Origin of the sequence: Nocardia abscessus NBRC 100374 (assembly GCF_000308455.1) — a bacterium.
Lineage (GTDB): Bacteria > Actinomycetota > Actinomycetes > Mycobacteriales > Mycobacteriaceae > Nocardia > Nocardia abscessus.
In genome coordinates, this window is record NZ_BAFP01000064.1 from 14,307 (window position 1) to 38,495 (window position 24,189).

The following is a 24,189-nucleotide window of genomic DNA, read 5'->3' on the forward strand; positions in this document are numbered from 1 at the left end:
CTGCGACGATATCCGTTCCGATATCAGTGAGTGCGCGCGTAGGTCTTGGACACCGACGCCGAGCTTGTGGTGTGGTGCCTGCATGACAGGTCTCGGACGGCGTGAATTCTTCGGCGCGACCGCGGGTGCGGCCGCGCTCGCGGGCCTAGTTGCTTGCGCTACAACAGATTCCACGAACAACGGTGCGGCGGCGCCGGCCTCGGCGGGCGGACCGTCCGGCGCTGTGACGCTGCGGTGGTGGGGCAACAACAGCTGGGAGATCCGCCTTCCCGGCGGCAAGACCGTGCTCATCGATCCGTGGCTGACCAGGTTCCATACCGGAACTTACACCGCCGATGGCGCGGATCCGCAGACTCCGATCACCGTGGACACCGCCCTGATCGACCGTTACGTCGACAGCGGCGAATTGCGCGCCGATCACATCCTGGTCACCCACGGCCACTACGACCACCTCGCCGACGTGCCGTACCTGGCGAAGAAGACCGGGGCGACGGTGCTCGGCACGGAGACGCACCTGAACCTGATGGCCGCGCTGGGCGCGCCGGAGCAGCAGCTCGCCTTGGCCACCGGTGGCGAGGTCCTCCGCTTCGACGGCTACACCATCCGGGTGCTGCGCTCATTGCATTCTGCTTCGGGACCACGTGCCACGGTGGCCTTCGCGGGCACCCGGCCAGGCTTCGGCAGCGGAAATCTCCCTGAGCCCAGAGTGATTCGCGATCTCGTCGAGGGCGGCACGCTCGCCTACGAGGTGAGCGGCGGCGGGGTGAGCGTGCTGGACTTCGGCGGCTCGAACTACATCGAGTCGGAAGTGGCGGGGTTGCGCCCGGATGTGCTGCTGCTGCCCGCCGGAGGCGGCAAGATCGCCGACTACGTCGGGCGCCTGTTGCGCGCCACCGGCAATCCGCGCTACGTGCTGCCCACTCACTGGGACGACTTCGATCATCCGCTCACCGAACCCGCCCGCGACTGGGGCGGGCTCGAGCCCCTGCGCTCGGCGGTCGCCGCGGTCAGCCCGCAGAGCACCTTCGTCACCGTGGACCACCTGCAAACCTTCACGCCCTGACCGGCTCCTCCGCTCCGGCATATCGTCCATCTCTCCGGCCCGTTGCCGCCGAGCGCCACGATCCGGAGCGGAATTCACAGGAGAGGCGGGTCAGGATGTCGATTCGGTCGCTGACCGGCGCGGCCGATTACCGTGGTCTGGTCCGGCTCGCGCCGGGACCGACGGTGGAGAAGGGAGACCGAACGTGGCTGGAACCATCACCGATTCGGCGTGGTTGCGGACTCTGCGATCCGAGGCGGTCGTGCGGCAGCATCTTCTGTGCTTCCCGCCCGGTGGCGGATCGGCCACGGCCTATCGAGATCTCGCACAGCGGTTCGGGCCGGGCGTCGCGGTGTTCGCGGTGCAGTACCCCGGGCGGCAGGACCGGCTGGGCGAGGACCCGATCACCGATCTGGTCGCGCTCGCGGACCGGATCGCCCGGGAAGTGCTCGCCCAGGGCCGGGTCGCGGGGCTGTCGCTGTTCGGGCACAGCATGGGCGCGACCGTGGCGTTCGAGACCGCGCGCAGGCTCGAGCGTGCCGGGCAGCCGGTGACCACGCTGTTCGTGTCCGGCCGTCCCGCACCGACTTTCGAGGAGACCGGGCGGTTGCACCTGGCCTCCGACGACGACCTCATCGGCGACCTGGTGCGGCTGGCCGCGGACCCAGCGCCGCTCGAGATGCTGCGCGCCGAGCCGAGCCTCGCCGAACTCGTGCTGCCCGCCGTGCGTGCCGATTACCGAGCGGTCGAGACCTATCGCTATCAGCCGGGGGAGCCGCTGCGCGCGGGCATCGCGGCGCTGGTCAGCACCGAGGACCCGACGATGCGACCCGAACAGGCCGACGAATGGCGGGCGCACACCGGTGCCGGATTCGACCGCGCGACCTTCCCCGGTGGGCATTTCTATCTGGACGAGCACGCCGCGGAGGTAGCCGGCTTCGTCGCGCGCCACCTGGCGTCCGCCTGAGGACCGAGGGCGATCAGTGCGGTACCTGCAGTTGGACGGCCGGGGCGGACCGCACGCGTAGCATCCACACGTAGCCGATCCAGGACGCCACCACGAGGGCGGCCGCCAGTATGCGCACCGATCCGAGCGCGTGTTCGGGATAGATCACGCCGGTGAGGTAGTGATCGATGAACCCGCTCGACGGCAGCAGCGCCAGCCCCGCGCGCTCGCGCGCCCAATTCTCCAGATGCGTGAGCGGGCAGTCGAAGCCGACCACGATCGTGCTGAATCCCCAGCAGACCGCGATCAGGTGCAGCCAGATCGTGCGCGGGAAGCGCCACGCGAGAAATCCCCCGACCACCACGTAGGCCACGAAGGCGAAGTGCGTGGCGACGGTGGCGTCGGCCAACAGCCGGTAGAGCACGCCTCCAGCGTAGCCTTTCCCCGCGTGCGGGATCCCGGATCGGACTCCTACCAGGGGGAGGGCTGAAAGTCCTTGAGGAAGCAGCCGAACAGATCGGTGCCGTTCTCGCCCTGCACGATCGGGTCGTAGACGCGCGCCGCGCCGTCGACCAGGTCCAGTGGCGCGTGGAAGCCCTCCTCGGCGAGGCGGACCTTCGTGTAGTGCGGGCGTTCGTCGGTGATCCAGCCGGTGTCGACGGCGGTCATCAGAATGCCGTCTTGCTCTAACATCTCGCGGGCGCTGGTGCGGGTCAGCATGTTCAACGCGGCCTTGGCCATATTGGTGTGCGGGTGCCCCGGGCCCTTGTAGGCGCGGGAGAACTGCCCTTCCATCGCGGAGACGTTCACGACGTACTTGCGGCGCGCCTGCGCGGCGGCCATCGCCGGGCGCAGCCGCGAGACCAGGATGAACGGCGCGACCGAGTTGCACAGCTGCACCTCGAGCAGTTCGGTCGGGTCCACCTCGGCGACGGTCTGCACCCAGCTGTTGGTGTGCGCGAGGTCCGGCACCAGGCCGCCCGCGTCGATCGCCACCCCGCGCGAAATACGTTCCGGCGTCGCGGATCCCGCGACCAGGGCCAGTTCGGCGACGTCGGCGGCGGTCAGGGCGGGGGTGAGCGAGGCGGTCAACGCGGTGGGGTGCGCCTGCATGGTCTTGCCGAAACTCACCACCTCCGGCAGCGCGCCGGCGGGCAACGGTCCGGATTCGGCATCGACCAGGGCGCTGTAGGCGCCGGGGGAGCGGCGCACCGTCTGCGCGGCGTTGTTGATCAGGATGTCCAGCGGGCCCTGGGCGGCGACGTCGTCGGCGAGGGCGACCACCTGGGCCGGGTCGCGCAGATCGATGCCGACGATGCGCAACCGGTGCAGCCAGTCCGCGCTGTCGTCCATCGCGGCGAACCGCCGGATGGCGTCGTTGGGAAAGCGCGTGGTGATGGTGGTGTGCGCGCCGTCGCGCAGCAGGCGCAGCGCGATGTACATGCCGATCTTGGCGCGACCGCCGGTGAGCAGTGCCCGGCGCCCGCTCAGATCGGTCCTGGCGTCGCGTTTGGCGTGGCTGCTCGCCGCGCAATCCGGGCACAGCTGGTGGTAGAAGGCGTCGACCCGGGTGTAGCGCTGCTTGCAGATGTAGCAGGGACGCGCGCGGATCAGCGTGCCTGCGCTGGCGCCGGCGGCGGTCGAGCTGATCGGGATGCCCGCGGTCTCGTCGTCGATCCGGTTCGGTGAGCCGGTCGCGGTCGCGGCGACCACCGCGCGATCGGCGGAGGAGACCGCCTCGCGCGCCTCGGAACGACGGCGCTGCTTGAGCTTCTTGAACATGTGCCCGACCGCCCGCTGCACGAGCACCGAGTCGGGGTGATCCTTCTCCAGGTTTCCGGCCTGCTCCAGGACCCGAAGACAGGTCGCGAGGTCCTCGGGATCGATCATGCTTTCGGCCATCGCGGCGGGGGACATCCTTCATAGAGCTGGGTAGACGACCGGCCCATTGTCGCAAACCCGCCTGCCGGGTAACCGCCCGGTTGCCTGTGTTCGCGCCGGAACGCCCCTCGGTCAGCTGCTGCGCGGGCTGATGGCCGCGCGGTCGGCGTGAAGATCGTCGACGAAGTTGGCGATCGCCTCGGCGACCAGCAGCGGTTCGGTGATCGGCAGCCAGTGGTCGGCGGGGACGGCGCGGCGCCACAGCTTGTCGACCCAGCGCACGGAGGCGTCGTAGACGGCGGCCGGGACGAACGGGTCGGTGGTGTCGACCAGCAATTGGACCGGCACCGCCGTCCGCCGCACCCGCGGCTTGCTCACGTGGTGCAGCAGGTTGGCCTGCACGATGCGCGCACCCGCCACCAGGTCGGTGCGCCAGGTCCGTGCGACGCGCGCGGGCAACGGCGAGATACCGCCCAGCTGCCGCACCAGCAGGCCGCGCACCCGCGGCGGGTAGAGCCTGCGGACGATCGGACCCGGCGTGAGCGCCCAGCGCGCTCCCCGCAGCCACCAGCCCAAGTCGCCGAGTTCGCGTCCGGCGCGCGGCGCCAGGGCGCGCAGCCACAGGCCCAGATGGTCGAGGTTAGGTCCGGCGATCGCGGTGAACGAGGCGACGCGGGTGTTGGCCCGCTCGTCGCAGACCGCCTCCCACAGTTGCACCGCACCCCAGCCGTGCCCGCACGTATGCACCGGCTTGCGCGGGCTGGCGGCATCGATCACCGCGAAGAAGTCCGCCGCCAGGTGGCCGAGGCGATACTCCGCCGGCGCGCCGGGCGTGTCCGATCGTCCGTGCCCGCGTACGTCGTAGGTGATGACCCGGAAGCCGTCGGCCAGGAGGGCCGCCACCGTGGCCCACACCTGGTGGGTGTCGGTGAGGCCGTGCACCAGCACCAAAGGGTCGGCGGCCGCGTCACCCCATTCGAAGACGGCGAGCTCGGCGCCGTCGCGGTCGACCGTCCAGGTGCGGTCGGGGCGGGGCGTTTCGGTGGTGTCGAGCAGTTCGGTCATGTCTGCGCCTCGTTCGCTGCCGGCTACCGATCCGATGGCACGTCGCCGTCGTGCCGAACGTCAGTAATTTCGCTACGGACAGTACGAAGGATTGACCGCTCGAGGGAAAGGTAAAACGCCGAATTATGGCGCAGCTCACCGGCGGTATCGCGGCCCCGCGGCTGTTCTCGCCGGACCACTCGGTACTCCCGCTGTCCTCGGCGCCCGCTGCTCTCGATACAGCGGGGGCGCAGACCGGCCCGGATCGTGTTCCGACAGCTCCTGAAGTGGCGTCCGACTCTTGTTGACAACTCGCCAATAGTGCGGGAATCTGGGGACGGAGCCGGCGACGGAGCCGGACCGGAGCGAGCAAAGGATCGAGCGATGGCACGCGCGGCGTGGAGTGACGACGAGGTCGAGGCGGTACGAGACCTGGCGAGGACCTTCTTCGAGAAGGAAGTCGTCCCCCATGAGGAGAAATTCGTCGCCCAGGGACACCCCGATCGCGCGCTGTACAACCGCGCGGGCGAACTCGGCCTGCTGTGCCCCGCGATTCCCGCCGAATACGGCGGCGGCGGAGGCACCTTCGCGCACGAGGCGGCCATCATCGAGGAGCAGGCGCGTGCGGGCGACGGGTCGATGGGCATCCCCGTGCACAGCTCGATCATCGCGCCCTACCTCTACGAATTCGGCTCCGAAGAACTCAAGCGGCGCGTGCTGCCCAAGGCGGCGAGCGGCGAGATCGTGCTGTCCATCGGCATGACCGAGCCGGGCACCGGCTCGGACCTGCAGAACATCAAGACCCGCGCGGTGCGCGAGGGCGACGAGTACGTCATCACCGGCTCGAAGATCTTCATCACCAACGGCTGGCTCTGCGACGGCATCATCATCGCGGCCAAGACCGACCCGACCAAGGGCGCGGCCGGCGTCTCGCTGATCTTCGCCGAAGTCGGCGACGACACCCCCGGATTCGAACGCGGACGCATCCTGAACAAGATCGGCGGCAAGGCCCAGGACACCGCCGAACTGTTCTTCGACGGCCTGCGCGTGCCCGCGTCCAACCTGCTCGGCGACGCCGAGGGCCAGGGCTTCTACCAGATGATGCAGATGCTGGCGCAGGAGCGCCTGGTCACCGCCATCATCGCGGTCGCCATGATGGAGCAGGCCGTGCAGCTCACCGTCGACTACACCAAGGGCCGCGAAGCCTTCGGCAAGCCGCTGTTCGCCATGCAGAACACCAAGTTCGAACTCGCCGAGTGCGCGACCATCGCCAAGGTCTCCCGCACCTTCCTGGACGACTGCATCACCAAGCATTTGCGCGGCGAACTCGATATTCCCAGCGCTGCCATGTCGAAGTACTGGTTGACCGATCAGCTCGGTATCGTGGTTGACCGCTGCCTGCAACTGTTCGGCGGCTACGGCTACATGACGGAGTATCCGATTTCCCAGCTCTACACCGGCGCCCGCGTCCTGCGCATCCTCGCGGGCAGCAACGAGGTGATGAAGGATCTCATTGCCCGGTCTCTCTGATACCAGGAGTACGACCGCGGACGGTGGCGCCGACCCGGCGCTACCGCGCCGCCGCAGGCTCGAACCCGACGAGCGGCGCGCGCAGATCCTCGCCTGCGCCATCGACATGTTCGGCGAACGCCCGTACGCGGCCGTCTCCACCGCCGAACTGGCCCAGCGGGCCGGTGTGGCCCGTGGCCTGATCAACCACTACTTCGGCAACAAGCGCGATCTCTACCTCGCGGTGGTGCGGCGGATGGTCACGCTGCCCAAACTCGACGACATGACCGTGCCCACCGGCTCCTGGCGCGAGCGCGTGGACGCCAGCGTGCGCTGGCTGCTGGACACCATCGCCGAACACGGCAGCACCTGGGTGAAAGTGACCAGCCACGAGGGCGTCGGCGACGACCCGGAGGTGCAGCAGATCCTCGACGCGGCCGACGACGCGGCGGCCGAACGTCTGCTGCTGATGGTGGGCCTCGCCGATTCGGCACACGATGCCGAACTGCGCGCGATGGTGCGCGCCTACGGCGGGCTGGTCAAGGTCGCGGGCCGCGAATGGATCACCCGCGGCACGCTCACCCGCGAGCAGGTGCACGACCTGTTGTGCGACATGTTGCTCACGCTGGTCACCGAATCGCTGCCCAAGGTCGATCGCAGGCAGTGAAGGCTGCGCGGCCTCAGCGCGGGCGCGCAGGGCTCACATCACGATGCCGGGTATGAGCGTCGAGCAAATCTCCGGCCCCGTCGAGTCGGCTCAGCAAGTACCCGCCGCTCGACGTCGTCTTATCGGTCATTGATCCGCCTTCGATCTGTGGAGTTGGGCAGGTCGCCGGTCGACCAGCATGCGCCTCGGCTAACAGATCCCCGGGAGTTGCGGTGAGTTTGTTATTACGGCCCGATCACAAATATCGGACCCTTCGGATCAACTTTTCGCGTCGCGCGTCCTATTCTGTGTCGGTATATCGGGGCGGGTCCGGACAATATCCGAGGTTCCTGCACGGTGTGTCGGTGTGGAGAGGACCTGAATGACACGGGCAGAACGGCGTGAAACGGATCGCTGGCCGCAGGCGCAGCCGGATGACCGCTGGTCGGAGCCGGAGCCCGACGGTCACTGGTCCGAGGACGAGGACGAACGCTGGGCCGAACAGCCGCCGAGCCGCCGCCGGACCGGACGGCTACGCGTGGAGATTCCGCCGATCGTCAATCCGTACGCGATCGTCGCGCTGGTGGCGGCGCTGCTCGGCCTGTTCCCGGTGGCCATCGTGTTCGGCTTCATCGCCTTCAGCCATCCCCGTGGCCGGGTCATGGCGATGTTCGCGCTGCTGCTCGGCGTCGCCGAGATCACCGCGGTGGCCGGGTTCGTCCTGCTGACCGGCAATTGGATGCCGGAACTGATGAACCGCACCGCCACGATCGCACCCGCACCCGTCGCGTCGATGCCCACGACCGTCGAGCGCCCGGTGGCGACCACCACGACCGCCGCACCGAGCCCCGCCGTGACGACCACGCCGCCGCCGGAGAGTCCCGGACCGGTGACGAAGGGCGCATCCTGCACCGAGGCCCAGCTCGGGCAGATCGGCAGCGCCGCCACCGGCGGCACCCTGATCTGTCTGACGACCGGGGGCGGTTACCAGTGGTCGGGCCCGCACACCGTGGCGACCGCCGTGCAGCAGGCGGGATCGAAGTGCGACGCCTCGGGCGCCAAGACCGGCCGCACCGCCGACGGCCGCGCCCTGGTGTGTGAAGTCAACGGCCGCGGCGGCACGTGGGTGCTGTGGACCGAATAGCGGCGGAGGCTATTCGGACTTCTTCGCGCGGCTCGGCTGCACCCGAGGCGGTTCGTTCGGCATCTTGGGATACTGCGGTGGCCACGGCGCGTCCATGAGCCCGGCCGCCATATCCCGTTCGGACATCTCCAAGAGCGGGGCGATGGACTGGGGCGCACGGTCGGCCCACGGGTCGCCCGACTCGGCGTAGCGTGTGGGAACGGTCGCGATGGTCAGCTCGTCGGGCACCACCGACTCCAGATCCGACCAGCCGATCGGCGTCGAGACTTGCGCGCCGACCTTCGGCCGCACACACCAGGCCCCGAAAACCGTTTTGTGCGGCGCGTTCTGATTGAAATCGATGAATACCCGGTTGCCGCGTTCCTCTTTCCACCACTGCGCGGTGATGTCCTCCGGATACCGGCGCTCCAATTCACGCGCAAGCGCCACCGCGGCGGCCCGCACCTGATATCCGTCCCACTTCGGCTCCAGCGCGGAGTAGAGATGCAAGCCGCGTGACCCGGAGGTCTTGATCCACGATTCGATACCGAGTTCGGCGAGTAGATCCCTGGTACATATCGCCGCCTGCCGGAGATCGGCGAAGGTGATGCCGGGAGAGGGATCGAGGTCGATGCGCAACTCGTCGGCGATCTCCAGGTTGTCGGCGCGGTTGGGCCAGACGTGGAATCCGAGGCACCCCTGGTTCACCGCCCACAGGATATGGGCGAGATCGTGCGCGACGAGGGCGTCGCTGGTGGTGCCGTTCGGTGTGGACACCTCCACCGTGCGCAGCCATTCCGGCGCGGATTTCGGCACCCGCTTCTGGAACCAGGATTTACCCGAGGCCCCGTCCGGGTAGCGCTCCAGCAGCAGCGGACGTCCGCCGACCACGTTCAGGAACGGTTCGGCGATTTCCTGGTAATACCGCACCAGATCGAGTTTCGTCTCGCCGCGCTCGGTGAAGTAGACCTTGCCCGGATTGCTGATCGTGACGGTCCGGCCGTCGGTCTCGATATCGACGGACTCGGTCATCGCGCCGCGCCTTCGCCGAACAGCGTGCTCAATTCCGCCGGTGCGACTTCGTCGAGCTGAGCGTAGGTACACGACTCGGGCGTCCGGTCGCTGCGGAAGCGCACCAGCCTGCCGCCGTGGCGCAGGCGGCCCGACTGCACGTGCTCGTAGCGCACCTCCGCGACCAGCTCCGGCCGCAGCGCCTCCCAGGACAGATCCTTGCCGCCGGTCCAGCGGCTGACGCCGCCGGGCATCTTGCCGTCCGCCGCGGCCTGCGCTGCGGCGTCGGCCCAGTCCCGCCAGGGGTGGTTGTCCAGCGCGTTCTCCCGCAGCGGCGCCAGCTCCTCGACCAGTTCCTTGCGCCGGGCCGCGGTGAAGCTACTGGCCACCCCCACATGGTGCAGGTGCCCCTCCTCATCGAAGAGGCCCAGCAGCAGTGAACCGACACCGGCGCCGTCCTTGTGCCAGCGGAATCCCGCCACCACGCAGTCGGCGGTGCGCTCGTGCTTGACCTTCAACATGACCCGCTTGTCCTGCATATAGGCGAGCTGGTCGGACTTGACCATCACGCCGTCGAAACCGGCGCCCTCGAAACGGGTGAACCAGTCCTGCGCGACGTCGGGATCGTGGGTGATCGGGGTGAGATGGACGCGCGCGAGCGCGGTGTCCAGGATCGTTTCCAGCAGCCGCCTGCGCTCGGTGAACGGCTCGCCGGTCAGATCCTTGTCACCGAGCGCGAGCAGATCGAACGCCACGAAACTGGCCGGCGTCTCCGCGGCCAGCTTGGCGACCCGGGACGCGGCGGGGTGCAGACGGTTCTGCAGAGTGTCGAAATCCAAGCCCTGCTCGGTGACCACCACGATCTCGCCGTCCACCACGCAGCGATCCGGCAGCGCCTGCTTCAGCAATTCGGCGACCTCGGGAAAATACCTGGTCAGAGGCCGGTCGTTACGGGAGCCGAGCTCCACATCGGCGCCGTCGCGGAACACGATGCAGCGGAAGCCGTCCCATTTGGGTTCGTAACTCAGCCCCGGCTCGCGCGGCACCGCGGGCGCGGTTTTGGCCAGCATCGGCCGCACTGGTGGCATCACCGGTAGGTCCACGCGATCCTCCTCGGGTTCGATCCTCACCCATACCGACGGCGCGCGCCGAGCAAACTCATCGGTATGTGGCCGCGGTCTCGGCTCGATCGTAGGCGCGGGCCCCGACAGGATCGTGGACTTCTCCGGTCAGTTCTCCAGCCAGCCGTGCTGATCGGCGAACGCGGTGAGCCGGTCGCGGATGGTGAGGATCTCGCCCGCGGTGAGCGCGGGGCTGGCGTCCAGGAGCAGTTCGGTGATCAGGCGTTTGTGCTCGGCGACGGTGAGCTGTCCCGAACCCGGCCTGTCCTTGCCCTTGTGCCGGGCGGGCGGCGCGGGCGCTCCGCCGACCAGGCTGAGATTGACCGCCTTGGGTCCGCGGTCTCCCTCGGTCACCTCGAATTCGAATACCCGCCCCTGCCGCAGCTCGTCCTCGTCCAGACCGATGTCGTTGACGTGGACGAACACATCGGGCCCACCGTCCTCCGGTCGAATGAATCCGAATCCCCGAGAGCTGTCGAACGACACCAATTTCCCGATGGACACCAACACCCGCTCCTCGTCGCCGTCGCTACTCGGCCACTTTAACCCGCGTTTTCGCCGTCGTTGGAGGAAAGCGCCTTTTGCAACGAATTGAAAACGGTCAGTCCCTGACCGACCATTCCGTTCACCAGTTCGCCTACTCCGTCGGGCCCGTTGAGCACGGTGAGATTCGCGTTCGCCAAGCCGTTCGACGCCTGCTTCACGATTTCCGGAAGTTGTTCGATCAACAACTGATCCAGCGCGATCCGGTTGTTCGACGCGGCCGCCTCGGCCTGGATACGGGTGCGGTCGGCCTCCGCCTCGGCCAGGATGCGTACTCGATCCGCTTCGGCCCGAGCGGGTTTCACGACCTCGGCCTGCAACTGCTGCTCACGCAGTTCGGCTTCCTTGCGCGCCTGCTCGGCCTGGGCGGTGAGCACCTCCTGCAACGCCAGCGCCTCGGCGAGCGGGCCCGCCTGCGCCGCCTCCGCGTTGGCCTTGTCGATATCGCGCTGGTATTGCGCGCGCAGGATCGCCGTCTCGCGCTGATATTCCGCCTGCCTGCGCTGCGATTCCTGCTCGGCCTGCGCCGCCGCCTGCGCGGCCTGCGATTGCGCGATCTGCGCGTCGCGCTGCACCGCGGCATTGTGCGGCGCGGCGAGCGCGGCGATATAGCCGAGGTTGCCGTCGTCGATGGACTGGATCTGGAAGGAATCGACCCACAGGCCGATATTGCTCATCTCGACTTTCGACGCGACGAGCACTTCGTCGGCCAGTCTCTGGCGCTCCCGGATGATCTCCTCGACCGTCATCGAGCCGACGATCGAGCGCAGGTGCCCGGAGAAGATCCGCCCGGTCAGCACCGACATCTCCCGCTCCTGCTCGGACAGGAACCGCTGCGCGGCGTTCACGATGGACTGGGTGTCGTTGGCCACCTTGAACGCGATCACCGCGCGGACGTCGAGCTGGATCGCCTGCTTGGTGACGCAGCGCTCCTTGATCTCGGATTCGAACATCGCCAGCGACAGGTAGCGCACCTTGCGGAACAGCGGAATCACCCAGGCGCCACGCCCGATGATCACTGTGAACGGCGCGTTGTCGCGGCTCTTGGCGCCGCTGACCAGCATCGCCTCGTCCGGGTCCGGCACGTGGTAACCCAGCACCTCTGTCTCCCTTACTGTTTCAGGTTTCTCCGGCCGGGTCCGGGGTGAGCGGAATCCACGGGACGACGTCGACGACGCGCCCCGGATGGACCGCGATGACCAGCACGGCCGCACCGGCCGAGATCGGCTCGGCGGCCCGTGCGATGTACAGCTCGGTTCCCCCTCGAATCGCGACCAGGACCTCGCCCAGCATCCCGGCACCCCGGATCGGCGATGTGAGCGTACCCGTCAAACCCACCACCGGGTCGGTCATCCCACGATCTCCTTTTCTGGGTCTCGGATCGTCACCCTACGTCTCGCACAGCGACTTTCGATACGGGCCCGGCTCGACCGCAGGACGGAACGGCCGCGGCGGCGCAGGTATGTTTCTTGCATGGGAGGTCGGCTGGCGCTGGTGGTGGGGGCGGAATGCGCGGCGCTGGGAGAATTGGGATTCACCGAGGAACTCGCCACCGGGCTGTACGGGAGCCTCACCCAGGCGGGCGGTTGGCGGACGGCGACCGAGCTCGACGGCCCGGTGCTCAATCCCACTGCCGCGCAATTGCTCGCCGCCGTCGACGCGGCCTTCGCGGCGGCATCGGAGCGGCAGGCCACGCTGCTGCTCGGCTTCATCGGGCACGGCGTGGCGACGACCGCGGAGGACTTCTACCTGCTCGGCCACGATTCGCCCGCCGACCCCAACTCGCACAACGCCTTCCACCTCACCCAGGAGATCAGGGAGCGGCTCGACCGCGCCGCGATCGACGGGCTGGTGCTGCTCGTCGACGCCTGCGAGGCCGGCCAGGGCGTGCAGGGCGCGGCGCGCCGATGGACCGATCTGCTGGCCCAGTCGGGCGGCCGGATGGAGTTGCTGGTCGCCTCGGGCGACGGGCCCGCGTACTCCGGATGCTTCACCCGGACCATGCTCGCCACCTTCGACATCGGACTGCCGCTGCGCGGGGAGAACCTGCTGCCCTCGGACCTGGTCGACCCGATCGCGATGCAGTGCACATATCAACAGCCGCAGCATCTCTCCTTCAGTTCCGGCGCGGTGTCCACGGCCGAGGGCGTCGACCCGGGGCTGTGGCTGGTGCCGAACACCGCGCGCCACCGGGACGCGGTGAGCGGGCGCTCCGCCGCCGGGTTCGTCGACCAGCTGACCCGGCGTCTGCTACTCACGCCCGACGTGCGCGAACGCCTCGACGCGATCGTCGACGCGGGCAGTCACCGGCTGCGGGCCGTGCTGGGGCCCGCGGGCGTTGGCAAGTCCACGCTGCTGGCGATGCTGATCCGCCCCAGTCTGGTCGACGGGCTCGCCGTGACCCCGGACTACATCACCGCCGCGGTGTTCCTGACGGTGAACAGCTCGGTGGAGTCGGTCGCCGCGGAACTGGCCGTGCAACTCGACGCACGCCTGCCCGGCTTCGGGGAGGCGGCCCGAGCGGCGCGGGCGCATCGCCCCCGGGACGAGTTCGACATCTTCGACATCCTGGTCCGCCGCCCGTTGGCGCGCCTGTCCACCGCGGGCCGCCGGGTCACCGTGGTGCTGGACGGACTCAATCAGCCGCAGGAGGGGACCAGGCGGCTGCTCGTGGCCGCGATCGCGGATCTGACCACGCGCGAGGATCTCCGGCACGTGCGGGTGATCGTCGGCATCCGGCCGGGTACCGGCGTCGAAGACCACCCGGAGCTGGCGCACATGCACCGGATCGATGTCGCCGAACCGGCGGCCGACGACATCGCCGCCGTGGTGGACTCGGCTCGCGGGACGGCGCCGATCGGTCCGGTCGACTGGATCGGCTGGATCCAGCGGCTGCTGGCCGAGACACCGACCGACGCGAGCGGTTCGCGGGTGGTGTCCGGCGGCTGGCTGGTGGCGCGCATCCTGCTGGAGGTCGCCGCGGGGTTGACCGACGGCGCGGTCGCCTCCGGAATCGGTCTCGACCGGGTCATCGCGCTGCGGGTCGACACGGCGCTACGGAGCGCCGATCCCGAAACGACCGGTGCTATAGCGGCATTGCTCGGCGTACTGGTGGCGGCGGGGGCCGGGCCCGTGCTGCCGTTGGAGTTGCTGGACGCGGCCCTGCTGTCGCTCGGCGTCGATCTCAGTACCGCCCGGATCCGTGACGTCGCCGTGAATCTCGGCGCGCTGATCACCCGGAGTCATCCCGGCAGCGTCCGTGAGTCGCTCGGGGTGTCCCACAGCGGGTTCCTGTCCGCGCTGGCCGCGGAATGCCGTCGCCACGGCGTGCGCCTGGAGGACACGCACCGCGCCCTCGTGGCGGCGATCCAGGCCGACGACACCGACCGGGCCGCCGACTACGCACGGGGCGCGGCCGTTCGGCACTGCCTGGCCTACGGCGATTCCGCCCTGGCCGTCGACTTCCTGATGAAGCTGGAAACCGGCAGGTCGGCCGACGATCGTGACCTGTGGGCCGCCTGGGTGCCCGACTTCGTCCAAGCGCTCGGCCCGGACCATCTCGACACCTTCACCACGCGGGAACGGCGCGCCTACCACCGCGCCGAGAGCGGCGACCTGGTCGGCGCCGTCGCCGATTTCGAGCAGTTGCTCGCCGACCGGCTGCGGGTCTTCGGCCCCGACGACCCGGACACCCTGGACACCCGCGACCGCCTGGCCAGCTACCGCGCCCGCTGCGGTGACCATTCCGGCGCGGGCACGGAATTCGAGCACCTGCTGGCCGACCAGCTGCGCCTGCTCGGTCCCGGTCACCCCGAAACCCTGCGCACCAGGAACAATCTGGCGTCCAATCGCGGCGATATCGGTGATTCCGCCGGGGCGATCGCCCTCTTCGAAACCCTGCGCGCCGACCGCGCGCGCGTGCAGGGACCGGACCATCCGGACACCTTGCGCACCCGTAACAGCCTGGCGTACTGGCGCGCCGACAGCGGCGATCTCGCCGGCGCCCGCGCCGAGTTCGAGCAACTCGTGGCGGACTGTCTGCGCGTCTTCGGCCCCGACCACCCCGACACGCTCGGTGCCCGCAACAACCTCGCCGCGTTCCGCGCGCGCAGCGGTGATCTGGCCGGGGCGGGCGCGGAGTTCACCCGCCTGCTCGATGATCGACTACGGGTGCTCGGTCCGGACCACCCCGACACGCTGCTCACCCGCGGTCGGCTGGCCATCTATCGCGCCGACAGCGGCGACCTGCCCGGCGCGATCACCGACCTGGAGAAACTGCTCGCCGACCGGCTCCGGGTGCTGGGCCCGGATCATCCGGACACCTTCGATACCCGCAACGATCTCGCCGCCTACCGCGCCCGTCACGGCGACCTGGTCCGCGCCGTCGCGGAGCTGGAGGTTCTGCTGGTGGCGGAGTTGCGCGCCCTCGGTCCCACGCACGCCGCCACCATTCGGACCAGGAACACCTTGGCGTACTGGCGAGGCCAGTCCGGGGACTGACGGTTCGGCTCCCGGGCGGTGGCCCGAGCCGTGCGGTCAGGAACGGTAGAGCGAGCGGTACGCGGTGAGCGTCTCGACGCAGTGTTCGACGATCTGCTCGCGGGTGGCGCGCAGCGAGCCGTTCAGCCAGGCCGAGAACATGCCCGCGTTCCCGCTGGCCATCGTCACCGCCGCCAGCCTGCGCTTGACCGGGTCGTCGATGTGGCCGAACAGATGGTCCTGCATGATCCGGGTGAAGACCGGCATCACCGCGAAGGTGGTCTGCCCGAGCCCGGTGCTGGAATACGGCTCGACCAGGAACAGCCGCGATTTGCGCGGGTCGGCGAGCACCTTGTCCACCAGGATCTCCGACAGTGCGCGGTCGCGCGACGGGTCGTCGGTGGCGGCGAAGGCCGTCATCGGCTCCAGGAACTCGTCGGCGACCTGACGGTAGAGCACGTCCAGCAACTCGTCGCGGCCTGCGAAGCTCTCGTAGAAATAGCGGTCGGTGAGGTTGGCCTTGCGGCACACCGCACGCATGGTGACCCCGCTCGCGCCCGACTCGCCGATCAGGTCGAGCGCCGCCTCCAGCAACGCCGTCCGCCGCGTCTCCCTGCGCTCGGTGAGCGTCGTCCCACCCCAGATCCGCGGGCCCCCGTCGTCGTCTGATTGCTGACCTGTCTGCACGGCCCAACGATAATGCCTGGCGGTGCACCCCCGCGCCGCGCGCACCCGCCCCGGCCTCCGCGGTCTTGCCGAAACGGATCCCGTGCGGTCACGAGGTGGTAACTGTCGGTTTACTCGCGCCGGTTACCTTCCCCGGGTCTTTCAGTGGTTCGGTAGTGGAGGGTAACGGCGCGTGAACAACTCCGCTGCGGTGATCTGGTCCGAAGCGATCGGCGATGGATTCGGGCGCACCAGGGTGCGCGGCACGCGACCAGCGGTTCGGCATCTCCCGCCGCCGCGGCGTCCGGCGCCGCTGGCCCGTGGGCCGCGCCCGGCGCACCTCCCGCTCGCCCCGGCGCAGGAACGCATGTGGCATGCCGCGCGGGCCGGAAACTCGGGTGACTGGAATGTGGCTCGTGCGGTGCGCCTGTCCGGGCCCGCGCTGCGGACAGAGGCGCTCGTCACCGCGATAGACGACGTGGTCGCCCGGCACGAACCGCTGCGCACGCGCTACCCGAAGACCGCCTCGGGCCCGGCCCAGGTGATCGTCCCGGCGCCCGAGGCCAGGGTGCGGACCGAGATCGTCGCGGTCACCGAAGCCGAATTGCCGCACCGCATCGCGGAATTCGCCGCAGGTGAGTTCGATTTGGACTCCGATCTGCCGCTGCGCGCCCGGTTATACGTGCTCGGGCCGTGCGACGTGGTGCTGGTGCTGGTGGTCCATCACATCTCGATCGACGGGCGCTCGGTGGCCCCGCTGCTGCGCGATCTCGTCACGGCCTACCTCGCCAGGCAGGCCGGGGCCGCGCCGGACTGGACGCCCTTGCCGGTCGACTACGCCGACTACACCCTGTGGAAGCACGCCCAGCTCGGCGACTACTCCGACGAATGGAGCCGCGCCACGCAGCAATTGCGCTACTGGGCGAACACCCTCGCCGGCCGGCCTCCGGTACTCGAATTCCCCTGCGCTCGCCCACGCCCGATCCGCCGGGCCGGCGCGGCGGGCGCCGGGGCCCTCGTGCCCGTCGCGTTCGGCGCCGACGTGCACCGCGCGCTGCTCGAACGCGCATGCGCGGCGGGGTCCAGTCTGTTCATGGTGCTGCAAGCCGCTTTCGCGGTGGCGGTCGGCGCGTTCTCCGGCAGCGCCGATGTCACGGTGGCCACGGCGGTGGCGGGCCGCGACCATCGGCTGCTGGACGATCTGGTCGGAAACTTCGCCGACGACGTGCTGATGCGCGTGCGCCTCGACCGGGCCGCCGACACGGACGAACTGCTCGACCAGGTGCGCCGGGTGGCGCTGGCCGCGTTCGCCCACCCCGATACCCCCGCCCAGCGGCTGAAGCGCTGCCTGCTACAGGACGCGGCCTGCCCGCTGTTCCAGGCGACGCTCATCCTCCAGCGGGGCGCGGCCGCCGTACGCTCCGGGGACGGCGGCGACGGCGGGCTGACCGTCACCGAACTCGACACCGGCGTCGTCCGCGCCAAGCACGATCTCGAATTCGGCCTGGTGGACCGGTACGACCGGCTGGGCGCGCCCGCGGGCGTCGACGGGGTGTTCATCTATCCGACCGCGCTGTTCGATCGTGGCACGGCGGTGGCCTTCGTCGAATTGTTCACCGCCACAGTCGAACTGCTCGCTGCCGGATACCGCGGTCCGGTCGCCCCGTTGCTGGCCGGCTTCTCCGCCGCGCAGCGGTGACGACGGCTCTCGCTCCCGACTGCGGGAGGTCAGCCGCGTTCCAAAGGCAGTCCCGCGTCACGCCAGGCGACGATTCCCCCCGCCAGGCTCGAGGCGTCGTATCCGGCCCGGCGGGCGCGGGCGGCGAACCGCAGCGACAGTTCTCCGACCGGACAGACGAACACGACGGGACGTGACCGCGGAAACGGGATGCCGTGCCCGAACATGTCGTCGAGCTGGTCATCGCGAATGTTCAACGCGCCGGGCACGTGCCCGATCCGGTAGGCCATGGCGCCGCGGCTGTCCACGATGGTCGGCCGTCCAGTCCGGTCCAGCTCGGCGAGCTGTGCTGGCGACAGACGCGGTACCTCGGCCAGCTCGGTCGCGGTCGGCGCGGCGTCGCGTTCGGCTCGGCCGAACAGTTCCGGCCTGCGCTTCTTGATGTAGGACAGATACGGTTCGAGCCGATCGCAGACGATGAACACGGCCACGACCGGGTCGTCCGGATCGGTCGCCGAGAGATCGAGCGCGCCGAGCGTGTCCAGTGCGGCCGCGTAACCGGCGCCGCTGGTGGGCCCGGCCAGGATGCCGTACCCGGTCGCCAGGCGCAGCGTCGCGTCCACGGCGTCGGGCGCCGACACGGTGACGATCCGGTCGTAGAACTCCGGCTGGAACAAGCCGACATCCCACATCTCGCTCTCCGAGCGGATGCCGGGCACGAAGTCCGACCGCTCGGAAACCACGGCGACCGTGCGCAATTCGGGATTATGCTTGCGCAGGTAGGTGGCGGTCCCACGGGTGGACCCGGTGGTACCGAGCCCGCCGATCAGGTAGTCCACCCGGCCGATGCCGTCGGCCGCGAGGTCTTCGTGGATCTCCCGTCCGGTGCCCTCGTGGTGCGCCTCGATGTTCTTCTCGTTGGTGTACTGCGACAGATGCCGATACGCGCCCGGGTGCTGGGCCATGGTCGCCTCGATCACCGAGTAGACGTCGTTCGGCGTGGTCGGGTCCGGGCATTCGGACAGGCCGGGCAGTTCCACGATCTCGGTGCCGAACAGCTCGAGCAGGTCACGGACCTCGGCCACCTTAATCCGGTTGGTCACCGCGCGCAGGTCGATGCCGTACACCGCGCCGAGGACGCGCAGCGCTTTGGCCGTATTGCCGCTGGACGCCTCGATGAGCGTCTGACCGCTCGCGCGGATCTGCGCCAGGTCGTCGCGGAGCATTCCCCAGGCCACCCGGTCTTTGACCGAGCCGAACGGGTTGTGCGACTCCAGCTTCGCGTAGAGCTCGACGTTCGACAGCCCGTGCACCGCGGGGTCGAGCCGGAGCAGTGGCGTATTGCCGATGAGTTCGGTGATGTGGTCGTATCGCATCAGGGGGCCTCGACGGATCGGACCGGGCTGGTGACAGCGTGGACGGCGGGTGGCGCGAGATCGCGCGGTCGTGACGGCTCGCCGGGGAGGTCCGGTTCGTAGTCGGCGTCGCGGACGACCCGGAACCCGCCGGAACCTTGCGTGACGGCGAGTTTCGCGGGCAGCGGGTGCATCGAGGCCGTCGCAGCGGACAGGTCCATGTGGTAGGCGGCGGTGTTCGGGAACACCACCGGATCGCCCGGCTGGGGCCGGGTGGGCAGCCACACCTTGTGATTGGTGATCAGATCTCGCTCCAGGCACAGCCGTCCGGCGAAGTAGACGCCGACCGGACCCTCCGTGTTCTCGCCGGTGTGGTCGAGCCCGACGCCCGTGCGAGGCAGCAGGATCGGATCGACCATGACCTCCTGGTCGGCGGGCGTCACCGAATCGCGGCTGAGGTCGACATGCACCAGCACGCTGCCGTCGGCGACCTCCTTGACGAACTCGACCGCGGCCACCGTGACGCCTGCGTGATCGACCAGCGCCTTTCCCGGCTCCAGCCACACCTCCAGCAGGTTGTCGCCCACCACCTGCGCCACCGTGCGGCCCCCGTGCCGCTCCAGCGGCGCGCCGAGCAGATCCGCGAGCATGCGGTCGGCGGAGACGGTGTTGGCGTACTTGTGGAACACCGGCGTGCCGTGCACGGCGCCGCCCGCGACGTGATAGCCGAAGGTATTACTGCCCCAGCTCATCGGCTCCGCACGGCCGAGCAGCGACTCGCGCAGCGCGAGCACGTAGGCGTCGAACCGTTCGGCATCGGCGGTGAACACTTGACGGAATCCGCCGCCGATGTCGAGGACCGAAGGGGAGAGCCCACGGTCGTAGGCCTGCTCGATCAACCGCAGGCAGGCGTCGACCGCCCGGACGCGCTCGCCGAGATCGCCGGAGTCGAGGTGGAAAGCGAAGCCGAGGAAGGCGATGCGCCCCCGCTGCGCCGACAACAGGTCGAAGGCCTGCTCGACGTGCGCGACCGGCACGCCGAACCGGCTCACCTGGCCGGGATCGAAACCGGAAACCCGCAGTAGCACGCGGATTTCCGCAGGCCCGTCGGCGAGTTCGGCGATGCGGCGCAACTCCCACAGGTTGTCGACGTTGATCGTCACCCCGCGCTGCACCAGGTCGCGGAGGAAGGCTTCCCCTTTCGGGCCGGTGACCTCGATGCGCGCCCGATCGAATCCGGCGCCGAGGGCACTGGACAGTTCGTGCGATGAGGCGACATCGATGGCGACGCCCGCGCGTTCTGCGGTGCGGACGAACGCGCGCGACTGATTCACCTTGTGCGCGTAGCAGATCCGATGCCCGGGAAGGCTCCGCTGCAACGGCGAGCGCAGGCGGACCAGATTCTCCGAGAAGACCTGCGGGAACACCAGGTGCACCGGGGACCCGAATTTCGTCAGCGTGTCCGCCACGGCGTCCGGGCTGTCGAGAAAGTCGCGGACGATCGGATGCAGCTTCGCAGGCAATGCCGGCGGCCACGGCGTCATACGGCGGCTTCCGACGGCGCGGTGTCCGAGGTCCGCGCCACGCTGTCGGGACGCTCCGCGACCGGGTTGTAGCCGCCGTCCCGGATCGCCTCGAACGCCCGGGCCCGATTGCGCGGGCTGCGGAACTCGGCCACCACCCGTTTGCTGTCCAGGTCGATCTCGACCACGCGGATGTCCATCGACTCCAGGACCCCTCCGATCGTGCGCACGCAGTGCTTACAGGTCATATCGGGCACGTAGAACACCTGATCCTCGGCGGTGGCGGCGCGGTCGGCGACGGCCTCGTCGAGTTCGGCGCGCACCTCGGCGACCTCGCAGCGACCGGCGATTTCGATGAATGCCGCGACGAACCGGTCCACCAGCGGCGGAAGGATGCTGTAGTGCCCGCTGTCGAGCTGATGCGGTGTGGCCGCCAGGCAGGCGGGATGGACACCGGCGGGCAGCAGCGCGTACTGCCGGGAGATCAGGTCGAGGTCGTCGTGGTACTTGGCGATCGCCTCCGCGACCGTGAGACCTTCACCGGTGGTGGCGCGCTCCATCACGGCGTGCGCGTCGGCGATCGTGGCGTCCTTCATCGCGCGCAGGGTCGTCACCGTCTCCGCCGAGTAGCGCACGGTGCCGTCGGGTTGTGCGACGAGGGTCGCCGGGATCATGCCGCGCCGATAGGTCGAGGCCTGTAACTCCCAGAACCATCGCGTGGCCACCGCGGCGAATATCCCGGAATCGCGTAGGCCCACGGCGAGTTCGGCGGCATCGCGGTATGGAGTCTGCGCCGCCAGCAGTGCGTGCTGGGTCAGCACGCGTCCCGCCGCCTCGATGCCGACCCGGAAGATGTCGCGCGGATCGTGATCGGTGGTCGTCCCCGCCAGCACCGCGTGGTCGCTCGGTCCGAGCGCCGCGGCGCGCGCGGCGAAAGCGGAATCGGTGTCCAGTTGGCGCCACAGTGCCAGCACCGTCTCGCGCACCGCGATCGGCACCGAGGGGCCGAGGCCGTCGGCGCGGAAGTGCCCGGTGTTCGGAATGCCCGCGCTGTCGGTCCACGCGATTCGGTGCGTCGCGCTGGTCACCTGATCCGCGCGACACGGCCGCATGAAACGTTCCAGGTACAGTCGCTGCGAATAGGTGAGATGGCTACCCGGCTCGGGACCCAGTGCGGCGCAAGTGAATTCGAGCCGTTGCGGCGGGGGAGCGGGGGCCGGTGCGGTGAACAGCCCCGGCTGCGCCAAGTCGGCCAGCACTCTGGACGCGGCCCGCCGGTCGTAGCGGGGGATGTCGATACTCACGTGACCTCCTCGGCAATGGTCCGCACGCACGCGACGAACCGGTCGATCTCGTCGGGCGTGTTGTAGATGTGCGTGCTGACGCGCACCGAGCCCGCGCCGCCGGCTGCGGCGGGAACGCAGTGCGCGCCGGTGCGCACCAGGAAGCCCAGCTCACTCAACACGAATCCCGCGTCGGTGGCCGAGATCCCGTCCAGGGTGAAGGAGACGATCCCGTAGCCGACCTCGCACGCGGCGTACGCCGGGCCGGGCAGGAACTCCAGGCCGGGCACCGAGCGCAGTCCGTCGATCAGGCGCAGGGTCAGGGCACGGTTGTGCGCGGCGACGGCATCGAGACCGAACGACTCCAGCACCTCCAGCGCACTGCCGAGGGCGAGAATGCCGGGAATATCGGGCGTGCCGCCTTCCAGCAGCGCGGGCATCGGCCCCGGCCGCAGCCCGTCCGGGTCGGTGTCGATTCCGGAATTGCCGCCGGGCAGGAACGGCACCAGTCGGTCGTGCACCCGCCGGTGGCAGTACAGGATGCCCGTGCCCGGCGCTGCGAACATCTTGTGCGCGGCGAAGACCGCGAAATCCGCGCCGAGCGCGGTCACGTCGACCGGGAGATGCCCGCCGCTCTGCGAGCAGTCGAAGCACAGCAGGACGGCCGGGTCGATCCGGCCGCGCAGTTCCTCCAGGGTGCTGACAGCGCCGAAGACGTGGTGCAGATGCCCGGTGGTGATCAGCCGGGTGCGCGGGGTGACCTTGGCCAGGATGTCCTCGGTGTCCGCCTCACCGGCGCCGGTCACCCGGTAGGGGATCAGCTCGATCCGGCGTCCGAACCGGGCGAGCACCCCGCGCAGGTGCTGCCACGGATACACGTTCGACGCGTGATCGCTCGCGTTGTACAGGATTTGATCACCGTCGGCGAGCGCGGCCAGTCCCCAGGACAGTGCGACGGCGTTGAGCGCCGCGGTGGCGCCGCCGGTGAAGACCACCTCGTCCGGGTGTTCCGCGCCGATGAACGCGGCGGTCCGCTCCCGGACGCGGGCGATCCGGGCGGTCAGTCCGGTGGCCCAGGGGTAGGTGCCGCGGCCCACGTTGGCTGTGCCGTAGCTGTGGTAGCGCTGGATGGTCTCGATCACCGGCAGCGGCTTCTGGGTGGTGGCGGCGCTGTCCAGGTAGACCTCGGCCGCGTCGGCGAGCGCCGGGAACAGTGACCGCACCGAAGCAGGCGCGAACGGCGGCGTCTGGGGTGGGCGGGATTTCGCTGCCGCGCGCGTCACCGGCGATCTCGGGGCGGGGGACCGCAATGTGACGCTCCCTTCACCGGTAACTCGGACGTCACCCACGATACGCATTTTCGGTACGGACTACGAAGTTTTCTCGTGGACAACGGCTTTCGACTAGCCTGGAGGACATGCCCCTGACCGTGGAAGAACGTCAAGAGTTCCTCGCGCAGCCGCACGTCGCGGCGTTCTCGGTGGCCGCGGGTACCGGCCGTGGCCCGCTGACGGTCCCGATCTGGTACCAGTACCGGCCCGGCGGCGAGATCTGGATCCTGACCGGCCCGGAATCACAGAAGATGCGCTACCTCCGGGAGACCGGCCGGTTCGGTCTGATGGTGCAGCGCGTCGAGCCCACTGTCCGGTATGTGAGTGTGGAGGGCTCGGTCACCCGGATCACTCCGATGACCGACGAGCTGCACCGTGAAATGGCCGCGCGGTACCTCCCGGCCGAAACCGTCGACGCCTACCTGAAGGCGGCCGAGGCCTACGGGGAGCAGGTCGCGGTGTTCCTGCGCCCGGAGCATTGGCTCTCGGCCGACCTGGGCAATGTGAGCGAGGTCTAGTACTTGCCCTGCAGGTACTCGACGAGATGTTGGCGTTCGGTCGCCAGTTCGGAGATCGCGCTCTTCACCACATCGCCGATACTGACGATGCCGACCAGCTTGCCCTCGTGCACCACGGGCAGGTGCCGGATGCGGTGGTCGGTCATGATGCGACGCAGACCGTCCACCCGGTCGTCGAGTGCGCAGGTCCGTACCTCGGCGGTCATGATCGCCGAGACCGGCGTGTCCAGCAGGTCCGCACCGCGGGCGTGCAGACTGCGGACCACATCACGCTCGGAGACGATGCCGGCGATCGTGTCGCCGTCCGGGGAGACGACGACGGCGCCGATGTTCCGCTCGGCCAGGGTGGCGAGCAGCGTGCGTACCGTCGTGTCGGGTGCGACGGTGGCCACGTCGCTGCCCTTCCTGCGCAGGATCTCCGAAATTCGCATATTCCACCATCCAGACGTCGCGGCACTACCAGGATCGCAAGTTCGCGGCTCGGTGACCA

22 protein-coding genes are annotated in these 24,189 nt (G+C 69.3%); 8 read left to right on the forward strand and 14 right to left on the reverse strand.

Annotated elements, in window-relative coordinates; genetic code table 11:
* Positions 1 to 82: 82 nt before the first annotated feature.
* Together ON19_RS12390 and ON19_RS12395 are read left to right on the forward strand one after the other, a co-directional pair.
* Complete coding sequence (locus ON19_RS12390; RefSeq protein WP_043690381.1) at positions 83 to 1,063, forward strand: MBL fold metallo-hydrolase; 981 nt, start codon at positions 83 to 85, stop codon at positions 1,061 to 1,063.
* A gap of 184 nt (positions 1,064 to 1,247) precedes the next feature.
* Positions 1,248 to 2,009, forward strand: coding sequence for a thioesterase II family protein (locus ON19_RS12395; RefSeq protein ID WP_043690382.1), 762 nt, complete (start codon positions 1,248 to 1,250; stop codon positions 2,007 to 2,009).
* 13 nt (positions 2,010 to 2,022) lie between these two features.
* On the opposite strand, the gene ON19_RS12400 is transcribed toward ON19_RS12395, so the two are convergent.
* The 3 genes from ON19_RS12400 to ON19_RS12410 all read right to left on the reverse strand — a co-directional run bounded on the left by ON19_RS12400 (position 2,023) and on the right by ON19_RS12410 (position 4,934).
* A complete protein-coding gene (locus ON19_RS12400) occupies positions 2,023 to 2,412 on the reverse strand; it encodes a DUF2784 domain-containing protein (RefSeq protein WP_043690383.1) in 390 nt (129 codons plus the stop codon).
* A gap of 47 nt (positions 2,413 to 2,459) precedes the next feature.
* Complete coding sequence (locus tag ON19_RS12405; RefSeq protein WP_043690683.1) at positions 2,460 to 3,890, reverse strand: SDR family oxidoreductase; 1,431 nt, start codon at positions 3,888 to 3,890, stop codon at positions 2,460 to 2,462.
* 111 nt (positions 3,891 to 4,001) lie between these two features.
* Positions 4,002 to 4,934 (reverse strand): alpha/beta fold hydrolase, encoded by a 933-nt coding sequence (locus tag ON19_RS12410; RefSeq protein WP_043690384.1) that lies wholly within the window; start codon positions 4,932 to 4,934, stop codon positions 4,002 to 4,004.
* Between the two features lie 363 nt (positions 4,935 to 5,297).
* On the opposite strand from ON19_RS12410, the gene ON19_RS12415 reads away from it, so the two are divergent.
* The 3 genes from ON19_RS12415 to ON19_RS12425 all read left to right on the forward strand — a co-directional run bounded on the left by ON19_RS12415 (position 5,298) and on the right by ON19_RS12425 (position 8,212).
* Positions 5,298 to 6,443 carry an acyl-CoA dehydrogenase family protein gene (locus ON19_RS12415; protein ID WP_043690385.1) on the forward strand — a complete coding sequence of 382 codons (1,146 nt, stop codon included), beginning with the start codon at positions 5,298 to 5,300 and terminating at the stop codon, positions 6,441 to 6,443.
* Positions 6,427 to 7,089, forward strand: coding sequence for a TetR/AcrR family transcriptional regulator (locus ON19_RS12420; RefSeq protein ID WP_043690386.1), 663 nt, complete (start codon positions 6,427 to 6,429; stop codon positions 7,087 to 7,089). Before ON19_RS12415 ends, ON19_RS12420 begins: the two co-directional genes overlap by 17 nt.
* A gap of 361 nt (positions 7,090 to 7,450) precedes the next feature.
* On the forward strand, positions 7,451 to 8,212 hold the full coding sequence (locus ON19_RS12425; protein ID WP_043690387.1) for a DUF4190 domain-containing protein: 762 nt from the start codon (positions 7,451 to 7,453) through the stop codon (positions 8,210 to 8,212).
* 9 nt (positions 8,213 to 8,221) lie between these two features.
* Here the strand turns inward: ON19_RS12425 and ligD are convergent, their stop codons facing one another.
* The 5 genes from ligD to ON19_RS12450 all read right to left on the reverse strand — a co-directional run bounded on the left by ligD (position 8,222) and on the right by ON19_RS12450 (position 12,219).
* Positions 8,222 to 9,223, reverse strand: a complete 1,002-nt coding sequence (ligD, locus tag ON19_RS12430) for a non-homologous end-joining DNA ligase (protein ID WP_043690388.1) — start codon at positions 9,221 to 9,223, stop codon at positions 8,222 to 8,224.
* Positions 9,220 to 10,305, reverse strand: coding sequence for an ATP-dependent DNA ligase (locus ON19_RS12435; protein ID WP_218006398.1), 1,086 nt, complete (start codon positions 10,303 to 10,305; stop codon positions 9,220 to 9,222). The genes ligD and ON19_RS12435 overlap by 4 nt, the downstream gene beginning before the upstream one ends.
* Positions 10,306 to 10,431: 126 nt before the next feature.
* Positions 10,432 to 10,827: a cold-shock protein gene (locus ON19_RS12440; protein WP_372478694.1), complete on the reverse strand. Its 396-nt coding sequence runs from the start codon at positions 10,825 to 10,827 to the stop codon at positions 10,432 to 10,434.
* A 38-nt stretch (positions 10,828 to 10,865) separates the two neighbouring features.
* Positions 10,866 to 11,966 (reverse strand): SPFH domain-containing protein, encoded by a 1,101-nt coding sequence (locus ON19_RS12445; protein ID WP_043690390.1) that lies wholly within the window; start codon positions 11,964 to 11,966, stop codon positions 10,866 to 10,868.
* A gap of 19 nt (positions 11,967 to 11,985) precedes the next feature.
* Positions 11,986 to 12,219, reverse strand: a complete 234-nt coding sequence (locus ON19_RS12450; RefSeq protein ID WP_043690391.1) for an NfeD C-terminal domain-containing protein — start codon at positions 12,217 to 12,219, stop codon at positions 11,986 to 11,988.
* Positions 12,220 to 12,339: 120 nt separating this feature from the next.
* On the opposite strand from ON19_RS12450, the gene ON19_RS43280 reads away from it, so the two are divergent.
* Positions 12,340 to 15,366 carry a tetratricopeptide repeat protein gene (locus ON19_RS43280; RefSeq protein WP_051168790.1) on the forward strand — a complete coding sequence of 1,009 codons (3,027 nt, stop codon included), beginning with the start codon at positions 12,340 to 12,342 and terminating at the stop codon, positions 15,364 to 15,366.
* Between the two features lie 36 nt (positions 15,367 to 15,402).
* On the opposite strand, the gene ON19_RS12460 is transcribed toward ON19_RS43280, so the two are convergent.
* Positions 15,403 to 16,032 (reverse strand): TetR/AcrR family transcriptional regulator, encoded by a 630-nt coding sequence (locus ON19_RS12460; RefSeq protein ID WP_051168791.1) that lies wholly within the window; start codon positions 16,030 to 16,032, stop codon positions 15,403 to 15,405.
* 172 nt (positions 16,033 to 16,204) lie between these two features.
* On the opposite strand from ON19_RS12460, the gene ON19_RS12465 reads away from it, so the two are divergent.
* The gene (locus tag ON19_RS12465; protein ID WP_051168792.1) at positions 16,205 to 17,710 is read left to right on the forward strand and encodes a condensation domain-containing protein; all 1,506 of its coding nucleotides are present in this window, start codon (positions 16,205 to 16,207) and stop codon (positions 17,708 to 17,710) included.
* 29 nt (positions 17,711 to 17,739) lie between these two features.
* On the opposite strand, the gene ON19_RS12470 is transcribed toward ON19_RS12465, so the two are convergent.
* Genes ON19_RS12470 through ON19_RS12485 form a run of 4 tightly spaced genes read right to left on the reverse strand, consistent with a single transcriptional unit; the run spans position 17,740 to position 23,073 of the window.
* Positions 17,740 to 19,065 (reverse strand): pyridoxal-phosphate dependent enzyme, encoded by a 1,326-nt coding sequence (locus ON19_RS12470; protein WP_043690394.1) that lies wholly within the window; start codon positions 19,063 to 19,065, stop codon positions 17,740 to 17,742.
* Complete coding sequence (locus ON19_RS12475) at positions 19,065 to 20,588, reverse strand: type III PLP-dependent enzyme domain-containing protein (RefSeq protein ID WP_083899326.1); 1,524 nt, start codon at positions 20,586 to 20,588, stop codon at positions 19,065 to 19,067. The genes ON19_RS12470 and ON19_RS12475 overlap by 1 nt, the downstream gene beginning before the upstream one ends.
* Positions 20,585 to 21,871, reverse strand: coding sequence for a heavy-metal-associated domain-containing protein (locus ON19_RS12480; RefSeq protein ID WP_043690397.1), 1,287 nt, complete (start codon positions 21,869 to 21,871; stop codon positions 20,585 to 20,587). Before ON19_RS12480 ends, ON19_RS12475 begins: the two co-directional genes overlap by 4 nt.
* Entirely contained in the window at positions 21,868 to 23,073 is a 1,206-nt protein-coding gene (locus ON19_RS12485) for an aminotransferase class V-fold PLP-dependent enzyme (RefSeq protein ID WP_255218379.1), read from the reverse strand. Before ON19_RS12485 ends, ON19_RS12480 begins: the two co-directional genes overlap by 4 nt.
* Before the next feature lie 194 nt (positions 23,074 to 23,267).
* On the opposite strand from ON19_RS12485, the gene ON19_RS12490 reads away from it, so the two are divergent.
* On the forward strand, positions 23,268 to 23,699 hold the full coding sequence (locus ON19_RS12490) for a pyridoxamine 5'-phosphate oxidase family protein (protein WP_043690404.1): 432 nt from the start codon (positions 23,268 to 23,270) through the stop codon (positions 23,697 to 23,699).
* On the opposite strand, the gene ON19_RS12495 is transcribed toward ON19_RS12490, so the two are convergent.
* Positions 23,696 to 24,130 carry a CBS domain-containing protein gene (locus tag ON19_RS12495; RefSeq protein ID WP_043690408.1) on the reverse strand — a complete coding sequence of 145 codons (435 nt, stop codon included), beginning with the start codon at positions 24,128 to 24,130 and terminating at the stop codon, positions 23,696 to 23,698. The two genes, ON19_RS12490 and ON19_RS12495, sit on opposite strands and share 4 nt — an antisense overlap.
* Positions 24,131 to 24,189: the final 59 nt, after the last annotated feature.

Excerpts from the sequence above, each read along its gene's own strand:
- ON19_RS12390 (WP_043690381.1), top strand. The coding sequence starts at position 83 with ATGACAGGTCTCGGACGGCGTGAATTCTTCGGCGCGACCGCGGGTGCG.
- ON19_RS12405 (WP_043690683.1), bottom strand. The coding sequence starts at position 3,890 with ATGGCCGAAAGCATGATCGATCCCGAGGACCTCGCGACCTGTCTTCGG.
- ON19_RS12410 (WP_043690384.1), bottom strand. The coding sequence starts at position 4,934 with ATGACCGAACTGCTCGACACCACCGAAACGCCCCGCCCCGACCGCACC.
- ON19_RS12415 (WP_043690385.1), top strand. The coding sequence starts at position 5,298 with ATGGCACGCGCGGCGTGGAGTGACGACGAGGTCGAGGCGGTACGAGAC.
- ON19_RS12425 (WP_043690387.1), top strand. The coding sequence starts at position 7,451 with ATGACACGGGCAGAACGGCGTGAAACGGATCGCTGGCCGCAGGCGCAG.
- ligD (WP_043690388.1), bottom strand. The coding sequence starts at position 9,223 with ATGACCGAGTCCGTCGATATCGAGACCGACGGCCGGACCGTCACGATC.
- ON19_RS12450 (WP_043690391.1), bottom strand. The coding sequence starts at position 12,219 with ATGACCGACCCGGTGGTGGGTTTGACGGGTACGCTCACATCGCCGATC.
- ON19_RS43280 (WP_051168790.1), top strand. The coding sequence starts at position 12,340 with ATGGGAGGTCGGCTGGCGCTGGTGGTGGGGGCGGAATGCGCGGCGCTG.
- ON19_RS12470 (WP_043690394.1), bottom strand. The coding sequence starts at position 19,065 with ATGCGATACGACCACATCACCGAACTCATCGGCAATACGCCACTGCTC.
- ON19_RS12475 (WP_083899326.1), bottom strand. The coding sequence starts at position 20,588 with ATGACGCCGTGGCCGCCGGCATTGCCTGCGAAGCTGCATCCGATCGTC.
- ON19_RS12490 (WP_043690404.1), top strand. The coding sequence starts at position 23,268 with ATGCCCCTGACCGTGGAAGAACGTCAAGAGTTCCTCGCGCAGCCGCAC.
- ON19_RS12495 (WP_043690408.1), bottom strand. The coding sequence starts at position 24,130 with ATGCGAATTTCGGAGATCCTGCGCAGGAAGGGCAGCGACGTGGCCACC.